The organism is Candidatus Baltobacteraceae bacterium (genome assembly GCA_036559195.1).
Lineage (GTDB): Bacteria > Vulcanimicrobiota > Vulcanimicrobiia > Vulcanimicrobiales > Vulcanimicrobiaceae > JALYTZ01.
In genome coordinates, this window is record DATBTN010000044.1 from 1 (window position 1) to 16,146 (window position 16,146).

Sequence of the window (16,146 nt, forward strand, 5' to 3'; positions counted from 1 at the left end):
AGTTGTCATCCTGAGCTTGTCGAAGGACGAAAGGGACGGAAGCACTGCTTGCGCGCGTGCGTGCTTGTCGTGAACGTGTGGCGTGAGGATCGGTCGGGGCGTTACGATGGACGGGCTTCTTCGTGGGCGCGTTGCCGGTAACGATGAAGTGCTCGGGCGGCTGCGTATCCCAAGAGCGCATTTCGAAGAGTTTGCCGAAGCGGAACGCTATCTCGCGAGGGACCCCGAGGCGGTCGCCATACTCTACACGCTCGAACACGGGCGGCGTGCGCTGCGGCTCAGTATCATTCGCGATGGGAACGATCGTTTCGATGGCGCGGATACGATCGCGTGGGACCCGCACTCGGCGCTGCGCACGACGCAGGGAGGCCGCCAGACGCCCGCCCTCGGGTTACTGCACGAAGAGGACCACGCATTCGAGCGCCTCACTGCTCCGAGGCTGCAGAAAAGACTGCTCGCATCGCCCGACCCCGCATACGACGATCTGGAAGAAAAGCGGGTGATCGCGGGCGTGGAGACGCGCGCCGCGAAGATACTCGGAGAAGGCGTTCGAACCGATCATCGCGGAACGCTCTTCACCGTCTCGAAACCGACGAGCCTATGATCTACGAGGAAACGCGCTCATGCTCCACGCGGCTCTAGCCGTCGCACTCGCCTCCGCAAACGTGGTTCCAGCCAGCTACGACCGCGCGCGTTCGATGATCGTCTATCACGTGAGCGATCGCTTGATGACGCGGGTCGCGATCGCGCCGGAACGGGTGCGCTTCTACCCCAACGCGACCGTGTATCGCCGCTCCGGCGAGGAGATCGCGCGGCTTCTCGAAGCGGCAGAGATCGCGCGACCGGTCGCCAAGGACACGCGCGTGGACGCGCGCTGGCTCGTCGAGTTCTACGATCGGTCAGGCCGGAATATCGGATCGATATCGTGCGATAAGTTCGGCGGCCACGGCACCATCGGCGGCCGGCACGTCGCTTTCTCGAGCGACCACTTCGTCGTCTGGCTACGCTCGGCGTTCCCGTATTGAGTGCGGGCGGAGATGCGATACGGCGGCGAGCGTTTTGAGCGCGCGGCTGCGTAGAGCGGCTTGCCAACCGCGGGTGGCGTGCACGGCGGCGGCCCGTAGCCCGCGCCGCGCCAGCAGCACGTTGCGCGTTTCGCGGGTCTGCGTGCCGAAGCGCGCTTTATACGCCTCGTTTCCTCGCGTAAAATCGTAGAGCTTGTAACCGCGCGCGATCGCGTGTTCGATCGCGAGGGCGTTGAGTGCGATACCGGGCGAGTATTTGGCGTACTCGGGATCCGAGCCGGTCATATACATCAGATACGCCCCTTCGCGCTCGCAGAGAAAGACGGCTTGCGTGGCGATCGTCTCACCGCCGCGGCGCAGCGAGAATATCTGCAGGCAGCCGCGGTCGTACGCGTTGCGGAAGAGCGTACCGAACCGCACGCGTGCGTGCGCGAGGTTGCCTCGCCAGCGAAGATAGTTCAGCGTGACGAGCATCTCGATGCGCTCGTCGATGTTCGTGTCGTCGGCGACTTCAAGCGTTGCTCCGAGCTGCTCGAAGGTGCGCAGCGAGCGGCGTAGATTCGCGCGAAAACTCTTGGAAAGGCCGGCGAGGTATCCCTCGAAATCCTTGCCGAGAACCACGTACGGACAGGTCGTGGATCTCGATGTCACGATTCGATTGCCGCGCGCGCGCAGCCGCTCCACGATGAGCGCGATGCGCGGATCGCGAGTGTCGTCGAGAAACGCGTGATCCCACGTTAGTCCATCGAGATATTCGGCGAGCACTTCCGCTGCTGCATTTTCGTGGGCCGGGTCGGCAACCAGCCCCGTATAGTCCGCTTTGGGACTGCCGCCGAGATGAAGCGCCGCGCCGAACGGCAATCGAGCCGGCCACCGTTCGCTCGCGAGGGGAGCGAACGCAACGTATGCGTCGCTTCGCCGATCGCGCACCGCGGCGACAAACGGACGATACGGCGAGATCTCCCAGTAGGCGCGTTGCCATCCCCAACTCGTAAACACGTGCGCGTGTGGGTCGATCGCGTGTAGCCGCTCCCAACTTGCGCGCAAAAGCTCGAAAGCCGCGAGCCGGTCGATTCGTTCGACCGTGTAATCGCTCACGGTTTCACCGCGGCGTAGGAGCCAGATGCTGTTCTGTTGCGTGCATGTTCCGTGTCATCGTAACGGCTCGCCCGAGGCAGTGAAAAGGGCCGCATACCCGCATCGAGAGGGCCGAAAGACCGCACGGCGCGCGCGGGGGCCGAAAGCCTCCATGAAATCCGGCAAAATACCCCACGCGCTCGGGCAGGAGCGCTCGCCGCGCCGTACCGATGTGCCGCAGTGCGCGCGTTCTCCGCATGCTAGCCTGAGTGCGTGGCTCCTCTGAAGCTTGCCGCCTGGCGCGCGCGCGCATACGCGCTGGTGTTGGCCATCGTTGCCGCCGCGGCGATTCACGTGCAGACCGATCGTCATCCCGATTGGGGGTATGACGGATACACCTACGCGATTCGCATGGAAATGGATGCCGGAATCCCGTACGCTCGGGCGCGCTCGTCCGCGCAGCTTTTCTACGCCGGGAAACCCGAGCTCGCCGATCCCCTTCGCCGCCACTACTTGTACGCCGCGTATCCGCAATATTGGGCGCTCTTCGCGCCGCGAATCGTGTACCCGTTGGCGGCTTCCTGGCTCTGGCCGCTCGCCGGTATGCAAGCGCTTCTGATCGTATCCAACCTCGCCTTCGTCGCCGGAATACTGCTGCTGTACGCGCTCGCGATGCTCTACGCGGCGCCGGAGATCGCCGCGCTCGTCGCCCTCTCGTGCTGCGCGCTGCCAAACGTACGGTCGTACGGAAGCGGTGCCTCGACCGATATGCTCGCGTTCGCGTTTCTCGTGGCCATGATTTATGCCGTCTGCCGCTACGCCGATTCGGCGAAATGGCCGTGGTTTGCCGCGTTTACCGCCGCAGCGACGCTCATGAGTTTCACGCGTCCCATTGCGTACGTGCCGTTGGCCGCAGCGCTCGTGCTCGTTCTCGCGGGTATCGGCGCGAAGAACCAACGGCACGTGCGTCTCGGACTGCGAATCGGTGCGGTCTCCCTGCTGCTGTGCGGCGCGCTCGTAGCCATCGGCTTGGCCGCCCATTCGCCGGGACTTGGCGAGGTGGTGGCGCAGCTACGGGATAGCAGCGCGTATCTGAAGACCGCGCCCCTATGGGCGTGGTACGCGGCGCGCGTCGGGTACGTGACGATTCGCAGCATCGCTCTAGCATTCGCGCTCTTTGCGGCGCCGCTTTCGCTCGTCGCGCTTTGGCGCTGGCGAACGCGAGCAGACGCGGTGTTTTTCTTCGGCCTGGTGGCGGCGTCGATTCCGACGATCCTCGTCAATCCGATCGTGGGCGATATTCCGCGCGTCGTCATTTTCCCGCTCCTGCCGGTCTTCTGCTGCGGCCTCGCGATCGCGCTTTCTCGCGGAGCGCGCGGTGCGGTCTAAAACGCGCCGCGAGTTCGCGGCGACCGTCGCCGTCTGCGCGCTCGTCGTCTTCGCGTTTTTCGGAGCGCGCCCGCTGTTCGATAGCGCGCTCCACCGCCACGGCGGCGACCCGTATCCCGCCACGGACTTCGCGATCTTCTATTGCGCGGGAGCCGCGCTCGATGCCGGACGCAATCCCTATCTGCTCGAGCCGCTGCGATCCTGCGAACACCGCATCTGGACGCCGGGATATCTTCCGGCGAGCGCCGCCGAGCCCGCGGCGCTGCCGGGATACGCCGTTCTTCCGTTTGCGCTGCTTGCAAAGTTGCCGTTTCCGGCCGCCAAGTTTCTCTGGCTCGTGCTGTCGTGTGTGTTTTTTGGAGTCGCCGTCGCGTGCGGGCAGCGACTTTCGCGAATGCCGGCCGTCGCGGTCTTCGCGATCCTCTTCGTGCCGGTCGCGATGCTCAACATTCGGTGGGGGCAGCTCGGACCGCTCGTCGCCGCCGCACTCTTCGCAAGCGCCGTGCTGGCGCGCGCGGGACGCGAGCGGCTCGCCGCCGTCGCCGCGATCGCCGCCACGATCGAACCGCATATCGGGCTCCCGGTTCTGGTCGCGCTTTCTTGGTTCGCACCGCGCTCTCGCGCGGTCGTGATCGGCGGCGCGGCCGTCTTGGCCGTCGCGCACTTTTGGTCGCTGGGCCTCGCGACGGGGCTGCGTTATTTCACGCAGGTGCTGCCGGCGATGTCGCACGCCGAGCTGCTTGCCGCCGATCAGTACGGTACGGTTTGGGCGCTGCACGCCGGCGGCCTGAGCGAACGCTACGCCACGCTGCTCGCGCAGCCCCTGTACGTTGCCGCGATCGTGTGTTCGCTGCTCGTGGTCGCCGCGTATCTCCGGCGGTTTGCCGATCGCTCGGCGATCGTAGCGGCGCCCGCCGCGGTCGCGCTGCTCGGGGCGCCGTATCTGCACGACGTGGAGCTTTGCGTCGCACTAATTCTGCCGCTTGCGGCGCTCGCGAGGACCTCGCGCCGGATGGCGTGGAGCGCGATCGCCGTCGCGCTCGCCATTCCATGGTACGCGGCCACGCACGACACGGTCATCGCAACCGCCGCAATCGGCTCGGGCGCGCTATTTCTCGCCATTGCCGCCAGTCCGCGAGGCCGCCTCGCCATAACGGCGGCACTCGCCTGTACGCTCGCAGGTCTCGTTGCGATTCTCGCCTTGCGCCATCTTCCGGTGGGCCACTCCGCTGCCGTTGCCTTCGGCAACCCGGGCGTGCTCGCAGCCGAAAGCTGGGGCGCATACTTGCGTTCGCAGCCTCCGGCGCTTGCGACCGGTATGCAAACGGCCGTTCCCAAAGCGCTCACCTGGGTCGCGTTGCTGCTGGCAGCGCTCGGTGCGGCGCAGCTTTCGAAAAGGAGTACCGATGAACCAACGCACGTCGAAGGCACGCGCCGCGTACTACGCCGGACTGGCTGAGCTCTATGTGCCGGAACGCCGATTCTTGGAAACGCTCGTATCGCCGAGCGATTCGTTTCTCGATATCGGCGTCGGCGCCGGCCGCACCACACTGCACGTCGAACCGCGGGTCGCCCGCTATGTGGGCGTCGACTACTCGCCGGAAATGATCGCCGCCCTGCGTAGGCGGTTCCCGGCGCTGCCCGCCGAGCGCTTTGCTCTAGCCGACGCGCGCGATCTGCCCTTTGAGGATGCATCGTTCGATCGCACCATGTTCAGTTTCAACGGCCTGGACTACGTCCCGCGCGCCGATCGTGGCCGCGTGCTCTCGGAGGTTCGCCGCGTGACCAAGGATGATGGGTACTTTCTCTTTTCGACGCACAATATCGACTGGGAAGGGCTCGATGATTCGCTCTGCCTGAAGCGGGAAGACTGGATTCGTCCGCGTTCGATCGCGCGTCACGTTCGGATGTGCGTTCGTAATCGAACGTTGAGCGTTCGCGCGAAGATGGAAGCCGCGCGGCGCCAAGGCTATGGCGTGGTCGCCGGCAGCGCCGTGCGGAGCTGCTACACGTCGTATGGCCGGCAAATCGCGGAACTGGGCGCCTGCGGTTTTGCCGCGATTACGGCCTTCGCCTTAGATGGCGCAGAGAGCGACGACCCAACCGTGCTCGCGAAGAGCCCGTTCATTCACTTCTTAACGCGAATCGAGAAGAACCAGGCCCGTTAGCGGCGCGAGCGTGGCCGGAACACCGTTCGTCCACGTGGCTCGGCCGCGAGCGTATTCGCTCGCGGCGTCGACCGAAAGCCTCTGGGAATACCGGCGCAGTACCGACGGCATGGGGATCGGTACGTTTCGATCGTTTACGACCGCCGCGCACCGGCCGATGTTTCGCGCGTCCTGATAGCAGCGAGCGAACTCGCGCACGTATGCCCCGCCATCGGCCAATTCGCCGATGCGCGCGTGCGCCGAGCGTATGGGCGATTCCGGAACGATATCGTACTCGGGATACACGGTGTGTCCGTCGGGCGCCCGGGCCACCGGCGCGGCGACCGACCAGCGCGAGTCGTAGCTGAGCCACCAGGAAGCGAGCGCGTAGAGGCGCTGCGCGGGCGCGAACGGACCCGTCATCATACAAACGACGTATCGCGCCAGGCGATCGTCCGCAAGCAGCGCGTTCTCCATTCGCGGCCAGTTGCCATAGCGCTGGTCCAAGATGCCGATGGCCGCGCTCGAAAAACACCCTTCAAAGTTGACGCCGAGGACGTTGCGCGAACGTGCGAGGGCGCCGCCATACGCAGGTCCCCAATCCTCGCCGTCGCCGTTGAGAATGACCGGACGAGCGGCCGACGCGATCAGCCCGCGTTCGGCGGCGAGCCACGCCTGGGGCCCGGCGAGTTCGCGCGAGGCTTCGCCGAAACCGTCGAACGCCCCGTTCATCTCAGAGCCGGTGTCGTCGGCGAAAAAACCGTCCAGCCTAGCCGCAGCGGCGAGACCCGCCGTATAACGCGCGTACGCGCGCTGCGTTACGGCAGAGGCCGGGTTCAGAACGTCCTGATACTCGTGCGTGTAGGCGTCGGCTCGATGAAGCCGCGCGCCGTCCGGTGCGTGAAGCCAAGCGTCCTCATTCGACGAAATCTCTTTGCCGATTGGTCCCGCGCAGGCACCCGCTGGCGCCACGAACGGCGGTTTGCAGTACGGCACGAGCGTCGGGTCGGTATAGGCCAGTGCGTATTCGCCGCCCGCCGCCTTAAACGCGCCGACCAGTTCGGGCGTTCCGCCGGCCGTTTCGACGAACGTTGCTTTGCGCGCCATGTACGAACCGGGAATGTCGACGTTGGTCGAAAACGCGCCATAATAGAGATACGTACGAACGTGTGCGGGGGCCGCACTGGCGAATTGCCCGCAGAGGAGTAACGCTGCAACGGCTGCGGCGGCGACGGCGGCGCTGCGCCGTCGTCGCATGGCCATTCCCCACGCCTTTCGCAGCGTGAGATATTCGCGCCGGCCGTCGATCAATATGCGGCCGTCGGGCAGGCGCGCGAACGTATGGATCCCGTGCGGGAGCCGGGCATCGCCCGAATCGATGCGCGCCGCGGGTTCTTCAACGAACGCCTCGGAATCGAGCCGAAGCACGCGGTTGATGACGACCGCGCCGCCGTAGCGAACGCTGCAGTCCTGAGCGGGCCGATAGAGAACGCCGTTTTCAACAAAGAGCGGGCCCGCCGGGCGCGCGTTTGCGAGATCGGTCTTCACCGGGTTGGCGGCGTGCGGCGTCCACGGTCCGAACGGCGAGGGCGCGCTATACAGGTAGAGCGCCGCATTGCTATCGCAACCGGCACGCGTACAGAAGAGCCACCACGTGCCGAGGTAGTTCACGATCGTGCTGTCGCACGCGCCGATACCGTCGAGCACGGTTTGGTGACGCTCCAAAACGAGCGTGCCGCGGTCGAAGGTAAAGGCGTCGACGCGCCGTTTATCCGATGTCTCCGGAAGACAGAACGCCGTGCCGTCGTATCTGAAGACGAACGGATAGGACCAGTGACCGGAATCGGCGGCGATGCGCGTTTGCGCGAGCGGTCTCCAACGCTCGTCGACGCCAATGGCCACCAAATTTCCCTGGCGCAGCCGGTGCGAAAACGTTTCGCAGAGAACTGCGGGTGACGCGCCGGGCAAAAAGAACGGATCGGCATAGAATGGCCTGCGCTCGCGCGGATGCATCCAGCGCACTCCGCTCACGATCACGCGCTCGCTCGTGATTCTGCCGGCGTCGATCGACACCGTGCCGATATCCCACGCGTCGTCAACGAGCGCAAAGCGCAGCGCCGCACGCGCGGCACGGTAGGCTTGCGCCGCACCGAACCGCAGGAGGTCCCATGCCCCCAGTCGCTGTGGATCCGGCATCGTCGCGGCGACGTCGCGACTGGCAACTGTTCCGGCGGCCGCGAGACGGACGCACAGGGCCGGCCAGGCGCTGAGGTGACGGAATACGTCTGTCAACGTCAGCGCGTACGAGTAGCGAATGCCGAAGCGTCCCGTTCGCAGCACGCGCGACGTATTCGCGATGCGCAGGCGAGCTTCGACGACGCGATCGCCGCTCGCCACGCTGCGCGCATACGGCAGTTCGCGGGTCGAACTGTGCATCTCCGGGATCCACGTTCCGTAGCGCCCGGTAAACGGTTGCGGCAATGCTTCGGCATCGTGGCGAAAATCGATGACGACGTCGACCGGCGGCCGCACGCCAAGGTCGTCGAGTTCGACCACGCCCTCGAGCGAGCGGTTCGCGAGTTGCCGCCGGGCGAGCAGACGCGCGATCGTTCCATAGGAATGCGCGGCGCGCGCGTCACCGAAGACGCGCAGATCGCATGACGGTTCGGCCCGCAGCGCCGCGATCGCATCCGCTTGCCACGCGGGTACGCCATCGAGAGAGACGATCGCAACGACCGCCAACCGTCGCAGGGTCTCGGGCGAACGGGTCATCAGGCGGCTGCGAGCGCTTGCGTGCGGCGCGCGTGTTCGCGCATCGGAACGATCTCGAGTGACTTTTGGTAGATGTCGAGAAAGCGCGCGATGCTCGCGAGTTTCTCCGATGACGGGCGCGACATTCCCGGAAAGAAGCGCAACGACGCAACGTCGTCGCCTCCAAGGAAGTCGAGCGGGTGCAAGAGCAGCGACGGGCGCACGCCGGCTGCTCGGCACAGGCTCATCGCAAGCGCAAAATAGCGGTCGGCGGCGACCGGCGAGAATGCGTCGATATAGTGCAGGTAACTGCAGTGAATGGGCAGCCTCACGATCGGCATCGTGGTCACCGGAATCTCGACGATCGAACCGGCGGGCGCGTATTTTACGTGCGCGCGGTTCGGGCGCAGTCCGTCGCTGAAGGTGCCGAACAGCGTCGCTCGCTCGAGGCGTTGCGCCGCGTCCAGCTGGGACTGCCGAAAGTAGTACCAGCGGGCGAGGGGTCCGATGAACGTGGCGAGATCGGAGGCGTCGTACCGGTAGCCGCTGCGGATCAAGGCGTTAAGCAGTTGCGGTGAACTCGCAAAACCGGGACCGCGAAATCCGACGGGCGCCTGGCCGGTCGATTGAGCGATCGCCTCATGCGCGCGCGCCAGTTCGTCGTATGCGTCGCGTTCGGAGGCCTGGGCGATCCACGGTTCGTGCGAGAACGAGTGATTGCCCAGCTCGTGTCCGGCACGCGCAATTTGCGCGAGCGCCTCGCGGTTGCGCGGCGCCGCGGCATCGCGACCGACGACGAAAAACGTGATCTTCAGATCGCGACGCGCGAGAAACTCGAGAACGCGCGGCACTACGACGTCCAGATACGAGGGGTAATCCGTCCACGCGGCGTCACCGTGAATCTTGAGATACGACCACTCGTTATCGAGGTCGAGCGAGAGGCTACCGAAGTGTGACATAGCGCGGGCCGTCTCCTTGGATCGCCGCAGTCCGTACGATCTCGGTCGCCTGCGCCGCCAGCCGCAGCGTCTCGTTAACGTTTAAGGTCGCGTGCGCGATCTGCGAAGAGTTCACGATAAAGAGTCCCGGAACCGACGTGCGGATCGGGAGCATGCGGCTCACCGCGCCGCACTCGGGGAAGGGCATAACGTACGGCGCGCGGGCGACCTCGAACGCGCGCACGCGGCGCTCGTCGAAACCCGGATAGACCAGGCGTAGCGAATCCACGGCCATGTCGTAGAGCGTGGCGCCGGTGTGATAGGTGTCCTCGCTCGAATCGACGTAACGGGGGAGATAGACGAGTCCTCGCCCGCTCAAGTGACGCGGGTCGACCAGCGCGCTCATGTCGATGATACCGGTGAAGGGGATGCGCGCATCGGCAAGATTGGTCACGTAATAAGGCCCGAGCGGACGATCCAGCACGAGCGAGCAGCATACGACGCCCAACCCGGGCGCGTTTGCTAGCCGATCGCGCTCGATGCGGGAGAGCGACGGGCACATCCACGCGGCGGTCTGCGGCGGTGAAGTCACGACCACGCGATCGAACGACTGCATTTCGCTATTCGCACGAATGTCGAAGGTCCCGTCGGCGTTGTGCGCGATCGACTCGACGCAGACGCCGGTCCGCAGGGAAACTCCGCACCGCGCGAGATCGCGGGTCAACGCGCGTACGATCGTGGCGTAGCCGCCGTCGACGTAGCCGAAACGCGCCGGCCCTGCATGCTTGGTACCTTGAAGCCGCGCGATCGTGGCCTGCAGAAAAGCCGCGGAGGCTCGCGCGTAGCCGTCCCCCAGCTTGGCCCGAAGCAGCGGAGCCCAAATGCGTTCGTAGACGCGCCGGCCTGCGAGCCGCACCATCCACGCTTCGACGGAGATATCGTCGAGCGCCGGATCCTCGCGCTTCGCCCCGCGCACGCTCCGTAGGAGCGCGAGCTTGTCAAGCCAATTGAGCGCATCGAACGCCAGGTAATCGCGCGCACTCGAAAACGGCTGCAGGCGACCGCCAATAAAAAAGGCGCTCTTGATGCGTTTCCACTCGAGCGCCGAATCGAGGTCCAGCTCGCGCAGCAGGGCGATGACGTGTTCGTCGCTCTCGAGGATGACGTGATAGAAGCGGTCCCACTCAAGATCGCCGATGCGCCAGGGTGCGGCGAGTCCGCCGATCCCGTCGGCGCGTTCGAATATCGTGACCTCGTGCGTTGCGGCCAGGCGTCGCGCCATCGCCACGCCCAACATGCCGCCGCCGACGATTGCTAGACGCGCGGGCATCGCTACGCCCCTCGCTCCGCAACGACGCCGTCGCGAACGGTATAGTCGCGCGCGCAGTCCCGGCATGAGACGTCCTCGGTCGCCTGCGGGGAGCGGTCCGCGAATCGCAGCAGCAGCGTGCCGCAGCGACAGACGCAGCCCATCGATCGCGCCGGGTTGCCGATCGCTAGATGAAAGTCCGGTACGCTTTTGGTAACCACGGAGCCCATGCCGATCATGGCGAAGCGGCCGATGCTCAAATCGTTGCCGATCGTGCAGTTCGCGCCGATCGTCGCGCCCTCGCGCACCAGCGTCGGAAGTGTGTGTTCGTCGGGCTCGCTCGAACGCAGTTCGCGCAGATCGGGGCTGGTCGCGCGTGGGAACCGATCGTTGGTGAAGACGGTCCCCGCACTAATCATCACCCCGTCCTCGATCGTGACGGCGGCACAGATGTAGACCATCGCGTTGAGCTTGCAGCGATCGCCGATCGACACGTCGTAGGCGATGTAGGATTTTTCGCCGACGATGCACTGCTCGCCGATGGCGGCGCCGGCACGAACGTGAACGCCGTCCCAAAGGCTCGTTCCGCGACCGACGCGCGCGCCGGGCTCGACGATCGCCGCTGGATGGATGCGAACCTCGGGGAGTTCGGCGATCGTCATGCGACCTCGACCATCGTGCCGGCCCCTACTTCGATCCACATATTGAAGCGAAGCGATGCGTATGCGGCGTCGACGGCTTCGACGGAAGCGAGGGCATCGGCGGCGGTGACTTCGAGTGCGTTCTCACCCCGAATCGCGCCGGCGAAATTCTCGATAACGCCCACGAAGGCGCGCATCTTCGCATAGCCGCTGCCGAACTCGACCCACTGCGAATCGGCGGCGGTCTTCATCCGCGAGCCCGCCCATCCAAGTTCGATCGCGCCGTCATCGCCGCAGATGCGCAAGTACTGCGTGAGGCGCTTGTCGAGCGACCAGCTCAGGTCGGCCGTTGCGACGCCGCCCGCGCCGAAGCGCGCGCAAACCGTCGCCGTATCTTCGACCGCAATGTCCTGGTGACGCACCGGTTCGGTCGCGCGCACGCTGCTTAGCGGCCCGCCGATATAGCGAAAGATATCCATCGCGTGCGTGCCGTTATCGATGATGACGCCGCCGCCGGCAATCTCGCGGTCGCCGTTCCAGCGCGACCGCATGTCGACGCGCGAGGTGAAGGCGACGTCGATGCTTCGCAGTTCGCCGATTTTGCCGGCCGCGATCGCCTCGCGCGCCGCTCGAACGTCGGTGACGAACCGAAACTTGGAGGCCATGCTCACGATGGAACCGGCATTCTTCGCGCAAGCGATCATGGAGCGCGCGCCGGCTACATCGGTGGCGAACGGTTTCTCGCAGAGCACGTGTATGGCGCGCGACGCGAAGAACTCGGCGATCGACCGGTGCGTGTTTGGGGGCGTCGCGACGACGACAGCGTCGGGCGACTCTTCTTGCGCGAGAGCGAAGAACGACGTATACGAGCGCGTGCCGTTTTCGAGCGCGACGCGGCGTGCCGATTCGGCATCGGCGTCGCAGACGGCGATCAATTCGACGCCGCGCGCCAGCCGAATCGCTTCGGCGTGCACGCGGCCGATCGCGCCGGCGCCGATCAGTGCGATGCGAAGCGGTGTTTGAGGCGCGCTCATGCCGCGATCACGCGCAATTGATCGGCGGCCGCGCGCAGCGCGTGGGCGACGTGTGCGACGTGCTCGCTCGTGTAGCGCTCGTTGAGCGGCAGCACCAGCACGTCCTCGAGTGCCTCGGCCGTCCCTGGAAAGCGTTCGGCACGGTAGTCGATCGCCTCGGGGCGCGCCAGTGAGAACGGAAACTGGCTCGAGCCGAACGTCGCCCGCGCTTGGAACACCTCGCACATAAAAGCCGGCTTCTGGATGTAGCGTGGGACGGCGGCGACGTCGTATCCCTTGAGCAGACGGGCGAATCCGTGCGGCCCTTCGGGGTAGATCGCGGAATCGATGCGCAGTGCGTATTTCCAATACGAATGAGTCGCGTGCTCGGCGACGTAGGGAGGTGCGATGCCGCCCACGCCCGCGAGCGCTGCGGTGAGCTCGGCGGCGCGCGTGCGGCGGATGTCGACGAACTGGTCGAGGCGCTCTACCTGCGCGTAGGCTACGGCGCCCTGCAGTTCGGAGAGCCGGTAATTGAGCGCCGCGAAATAATGATCGGGATGGGCGTCGCCATAACCCCAGGCTTTGTTGATAAAGAGCATCACGCGTCGCGCGAGCGCGTCGTCGTCGGTGACGACCACGCCGCCCTCGCCGCACGTGATATGCTTGCCTTGTTGCAGGCTGAAACAGCCGAGCGCGCCGATCGACCCGACGTTGCGGCCGTGGTCGGTCGCGAGATAGGCCTGCGCGCAATCTTCAACGATCGGAATGCCGCGCTCGCGGGCGAGCGCTTCGATCGGCTCCATATCGCACGGATTGCCGAAGAGATGCGTGACGATAATTGCGGCGGTCTTGGGGGAGAGCGCTGCCTCGATCGTCTCGCGAGTCACGTTGCACGTGAGGGGATCGACGTCGGCAAAGACGGGGATGGCCGCCTGATAGACGATCGGCGTCAGGGCGCCCATGTCGGTGATCGACGTCGTGACCACTTCGTCGCCGGGCTCCAGATCGAGCGCCGCGAGGGCCGTATGGATCGCGGCGCTTCCGGAGGTACACGCAAACGCATGCTTGACGCCGAGTCGAGCCGCGAGCGTGCGCTCGAAACGCTTGACGAACTGCCCTTTGGTGCTAATCAGCGTTCCGGATTCGAGCACGGCTCGCAACGCCTCGAGTTCGGCATCGCCGAAAGAACGGCCCGAGGCGTCTTGATCGTTGGGAAGTGTCACGGACGTTTGCACAGTACTGCTCCATTAGTGAGAAAGTCGCCGACCTGGAGGCCGACCAGGGCGAGGCTGGTATACTGAATCGCGATCGTCACCCCGGTTGCGATCGCGAGCGTTCGGGTGGAGGCGTGAAGGAACAAGGCAATCAGAACGACGGCCGGCAGAATTCCGGGCAACAATCCCGGAATGCCCGCCAGCAGGGCCGGCCGGGCCGCAATGCCGGCGCAGAAGACGCGCCACGTTCGGCGCGCGGTGGCCAGCAGATTGACGCGTCGCGCGCGATCCTTCGGTTGCGCGCTCCAATCCAGCGTTTCGGGAATCTCTACGATTGGCGCACCGCAGCGCAGCGCTTCAAAAAATAGCCCGTACGTTGCGTCGATCGCGCGCACGCTCAAAGCATCGCGCAGCCAGTTTCCGCGGTAGGCACGTACGATACCGGTCATCGTAAAATGCCGGCCGCGGGTCGCATACGAGAGGAAGCGATTGGCCCAGCGGCTGAGCAGACGTTTCACGAGCGGAATTCCCACGCACGCACCGCCGCGCATGTACGGCGAGGCCACGCATACGGTCGAGCCGCTCGCGTGGAGTTCGCCCACGAGCCGCCCGATCGCGGCCGGTTCGTAGGTGAGATCGCTGTCGAAGGTCACGACGCACTCGCCGCTGCTGCGGAGTACGCCGGTGCGGACCGCGGCGTTCATGCCGCAGTTGGCGCCGTGCGCGAGGGCCACGCACGAAACGTGCCTGCGCGCGAACGACTCGATCGTCGCACGGCTGGCGTCGGTGCTGCCATCGTCGACGACGATCAATTCGTAGGCTTCACGGCCGTACTCGGCGTCGAGCCATACCAGCATCGACGAAAGCCGGGAAAAGAGCGTTGCGCCTTCGTTGTACACCGGCACAACGACGCTAAGCTTCGGATTCACTCCGACAACGTACCTCAATTGGGTTGCCGGTTGCTTCGGTCGAATACACCCGCAGGTGTAGGGCCTTTCGGGCCCGGGCCTCGCGGCGTTCACACCTTTCGCCCGTAGCTTCGTGCGCCCTAGAATACTGGAGGTATGGTTCACGCAGTACGGCTGGAAAAGGTCGTCAAGAATTTCGGGACGGGTTCGCTCTCCCCGCTCGCGCAGCTGCGGCCGCGATTCGAACGTCCCGTCCTGCGGGACGTTTCGTTTTCGGTGGCGCCCGGCTCGATCGTCGGACTGCTCGGTCCCAACGGCTCGGGAAAGACCACGATCCTGAAGCTGATCGCCACGCTGACCGTGCCGAGCGCGGGCCGCGTTGAGGTCTTCGGTATGGATGCCGCACGGAATGCGGCGGCGGTGCGCAAGCTCCTGGGACTCGGCTTGGCCGACGATCGCTCCTTTTACTATCGCTTGAGCGCCCGCGCCAATCTGGAGTTTTTCGGTGGGCTCGGCGGTCTGTGGGGGAAGCGATTGCGGGATCGGATCGTCTATTGCGCCCGCCTGTTCGATCTCGAGAGCGATCTCGATCGCCTGTACGGTACGTTCTCCACCGGCATGCGTCATCGTCTGGCGCTGGCACGCGCGTTGCTCTCGGACGGCGCGGTGCTCGTGCTCGACGAACCGACGCGAGCGATCGACCCATCGCATGCCGCCGAGATCCGCGCGCTGATTCGCGATCGCTTGGCGGCCAGTGAAGGCAAGACCGTGATCGTTGCGAGTAATTCGCTTGAGGAAGTGCACGAACTCTGCGATCACGTCGCCGTTCTCGAGAACGGCATCGTTTCGGGAACGCGACCCGCCGCCGCCGTACTGCACGAACAACGGCTCCGTCTTGCGAGCGGCCAGTGATCGCCGCCGTCAACGTGGGCGCCTTCTTTCGCCGCGACCTACGGATCGCGATGGCCTACCCGATGAACTTCGTCATGCAATGGGTGGGCGTAGCCGTCGCCGTCTTCGGCGCCTACTTCATCTCGAAGCTCGTGCCGAACTCCGCGCTCTTCGGTGCCGGCGGGCGCCACGGCACCTATTTTGAGTACGCGGTGGTGAATCTCGCGTTCTTCTCGATGATGCAGGTGGCGATGCAGAGCGTCGATCGCGCGATCCGCAACGATCAGATGGTCGGTACGATCGAAGCGACTCTGGCGGCGACACCCAATGTCGCTACCTTCGTCCTCGCGAGCATGCTGTGGCCGTTGACGCTTACGGTCATCCAGGGCGCCGGGTATCTCGTGCTGGCATCGCTCCTGTTCGGCGGCTCACCGTTCGCGCACGTCAACGTCGGCTCGACGCTGCTCTGCTTTCTGCTCATCGTAAGCTCGACGGTGCCGCTGGGCATCTTGAGCGCTGCGGCGACGCTGCGATTCAAACAGGTCTCGCCGTCGGATTTCTTCGTCGGAGGCGGCATGTCGCTGCTCAGCGGCGTGCTCTTTCCGGTCGCGTTGTTGCCGGGGCCGCTGCAGATCGTGTCGTGGCTGCTGCCGATCACGCACGGGCTGCGCGCCGTGCGGGAAGCGCTGGCGGGTGCGGCGTTTCCGATTATCGCCGGCGACGTCGTGTGGCTGAGCGTTGCATCGGTCGTCCTCTTCCCGCTCTCACTGCTGCTCTTTTCGAGAGCCCTGCGCGCCGAACGAATGGCCGGCACGCTCGCGCAATACTAGCGGGTCTACG

The 16,146-nt window shown here is 65.4% G+C and carries 15 protein-coding genes; 7 read left to right on the forward strand and 8 right to left on the reverse strand.

Features of this window, described 5'->3' with window-relative positions; genetic code table 11:
- Window positions 1-82 precede the first annotated feature (82 nt).
- Together VIG32_05555 and VIG32_05560 are read left to right on the forward strand one after the other, a co-directional pair.
- Entirely contained in the window at window positions 83-604 is a 522-nt protein-coding gene (locus VIG32_05555) for a hypothetical protein (protein HEY8297469.1), read from the forward strand.
- Between the two features lie 19 nt (window positions 605-623).
- The gene (locus tag VIG32_05560) at window positions 624-1,025 is read left to right on the forward strand and encodes a hypothetical protein (GenBank protein ID HEY8297470.1); all 402 of its coding nucleotides are present in this window, start codon (window positions 624-626) and stop codon (window positions 1,023-1,025) included.
- On the opposite strand, the gene VIG32_05565 is transcribed toward VIG32_05560, so the two are convergent.
- Window positions 1,002-2,123 (reverse strand): GNAT family N-acetyltransferase, encoded by a 1,122-nt coding sequence (locus tag VIG32_05565; protein HEY8297471.1) that lies wholly within the window; start codon window positions 2,121-2,123, stop codon window positions 1,002-1,004. The genes VIG32_05560 and VIG32_05565 overlap by 24 nt on opposite strands.
- Window positions 2,124-2,375: 252 nt before the next feature.
- Here VIG32_05565 and VIG32_05570 point away from each other — a divergent pair, with 252 nt between their 5' ends.
- Genes VIG32_05570 through VIG32_05580 form a run of 3 tightly spaced genes read left to right on the forward strand, consistent with a single transcriptional unit; the run spans window position 2,376 to window position 5,659 of the window.
- Window positions 2,376-3,491: a glycosyltransferase family 39 protein gene (locus VIG32_05570; protein HEY8297472.1), complete on the forward strand. Its 1,116-nt coding sequence runs from the start codon at window positions 2,376-2,378 to the stop codon at window positions 3,489-3,491.
- Window positions 3,481-4,950, forward strand: coding sequence for a glycosyltransferase family 87 protein (locus tag VIG32_05575; protein ID HEY8297473.1), 1,470 nt, complete (start codon window positions 3,481-3,483; stop codon window positions 4,948-4,950). Before VIG32_05570 ends, VIG32_05575 begins: the two co-directional genes overlap by 11 nt.
- Complete coding sequence (locus VIG32_05580; protein HEY8297474.1) at window positions 4,898-5,659, forward strand: class I SAM-dependent methyltransferase; 762 nt, start codon at window positions 4,898-4,900, stop codon at window positions 5,657-5,659. Before VIG32_05575 ends, VIG32_05580 begins: the two co-directional genes overlap by 53 nt.
- On the opposite strand, the gene VIG32_05585 is transcribed toward VIG32_05580, so the two are convergent.
- The 7 genes from VIG32_05585 to VIG32_05615 are packed head-to-tail and all read right to left on the reverse strand — an operon-like array spanning window position 5,627 to window position 14,580.
- Entirely contained in the window at window positions 5,627-8,410 is a 2,784-nt protein-coding gene (locus VIG32_05585) for a hypothetical protein (protein HEY8297475.1), read from the reverse strand. The genes VIG32_05580 and VIG32_05585 overlap by 33 nt on opposite strands.
- Entirely contained in the window at window positions 8,410-9,348 is a 939-nt protein-coding gene (locus VIG32_05590) for a polysaccharide deacetylase family protein (protein ID HEY8297476.1), read from the reverse strand. The genes VIG32_05585 and VIG32_05590 overlap by 1 nt, the downstream gene beginning before the upstream one ends.
- Complete coding sequence (locus VIG32_05595; protein HEY8297477.1) at window positions 9,332-10,657, reverse strand: FAD-dependent oxidoreductase; 1,326 nt, start codon at window positions 10,655-10,657, stop codon at window positions 9,332-9,334. The genes VIG32_05590 and VIG32_05595 overlap by 17 nt, the downstream gene beginning before the upstream one ends.
- A gap of 2 nt (window positions 10,658-10,659) precedes the next feature.
- Window positions 10,660-11,298: an acyltransferase gene (locus VIG32_05600; GenBank protein HEY8297478.1), complete on the reverse strand. Its 639-nt coding sequence runs from the start codon at window positions 11,296-11,298 to the stop codon at window positions 10,660-10,662.
- Window positions 11,295-12,311 (reverse strand): Gfo/Idh/MocA family oxidoreductase, encoded by a 1,017-nt coding sequence (locus VIG32_05605; GenBank protein ID HEY8297479.1) that lies wholly within the window; start codon window positions 12,309-12,311, stop codon window positions 11,295-11,297. Before VIG32_05605 ends, VIG32_05600 begins: the two co-directional genes overlap by 4 nt.
- Window positions 12,308-13,528: a DegT/DnrJ/EryC1/StrS family aminotransferase gene (locus tag VIG32_05610; protein HEY8297480.1), complete on the reverse strand. Its 1,221-nt coding sequence runs from the start codon at window positions 13,526-13,528 to the stop codon at window positions 12,308-12,310. The genes VIG32_05605 and VIG32_05610 overlap by 4 nt, the downstream gene beginning before the upstream one ends.
- Entirely contained in the window at window positions 13,513-14,580 is a 1,068-nt protein-coding gene (locus tag VIG32_05615) for a glycosyltransferase family 2 protein (protein HEY8297481.1), read from the reverse strand. The genes VIG32_05610 and VIG32_05615 overlap by 16 nt, the downstream gene beginning before the upstream one ends.
- Here VIG32_05615 and VIG32_05620 point away from each other — a divergent pair.
- Window positions 14,572-15,327 carry an ABC transporter ATP-binding protein gene (locus tag VIG32_05620; GenBank protein ID HEY8297482.1) on the forward strand — a complete coding sequence of 252 codons (756 nt, stop codon included), beginning with the start codon at window positions 14,572-14,574 and terminating at the stop codon, window positions 15,325-15,327. The two genes, VIG32_05615 and VIG32_05620, sit on opposite strands and share 9 nt — an antisense overlap.
- Window positions 15,324-16,136: an ABC transporter permease gene (locus tag VIG32_05625; protein HEY8297483.1), complete on the forward strand. Its 813-nt coding sequence runs from the start codon at window positions 15,324-15,326 to the stop codon at window positions 16,134-16,136. Before VIG32_05620 ends, VIG32_05625 begins: the two co-directional genes overlap by 4 nt.
- Window positions 16,137-16,146: the final 10 nt, after the last annotated feature.

Excerpts from the sequence above, each read along its gene's own strand:
- VIG32_05560 (HEY8297470.1), top strand. The coding sequence starts at position 624 with ATGCTCCACGCGGCTCTAGCCGTCGCACTCGCCTCCGCAAACGTGGTT.
- VIG32_05580 (HEY8297474.1), top strand. The coding sequence starts at position 4,898 with ATGAACCAACGCACGTCGAAGGCACGCGCCGCGTACTACGCCGGACTG.
- VIG32_05585 (HEY8297475.1), bottom strand. The coding sequence starts at position 8,410 with ATGACCCGTTCGCCCGAGACCCTGCGACGGTTGGCGGTCGTTGCGATC.
- VIG32_05590 (HEY8297476.1), bottom strand. The coding sequence starts at position 9,348 with ATGTCACACTTCGGTAGCCTCTCGCTCGACCTCGATAACGAGTGGTCG.
- VIG32_05595 (HEY8297477.1), bottom strand. The coding sequence starts at position 10,657 with ATGCCCGCGCGTCTAGCAATCGTCGGCGGCGGCATGTTGGGCGTGGCG.
- VIG32_05600 (HEY8297478.1), bottom strand. The coding sequence starts at position 11,298 with ATGACGATCGCCGAACTCCCCGAGGTTCGCATCCATCCAGCGGCGATC.
- VIG32_05605 (HEY8297479.1), bottom strand. The coding sequence starts at position 12,311 with ATGAGCGCGCCTCAAACACCGCTTCGCATCGCACTGATCGGCGCCGGC.
- VIG32_05620 (HEY8297482.1), top strand. The coding sequence starts at position 14,572 with ATGGTTCACGCAGTACGGCTGGAAAAGGTCGTCAAGAATTTCGGGACG.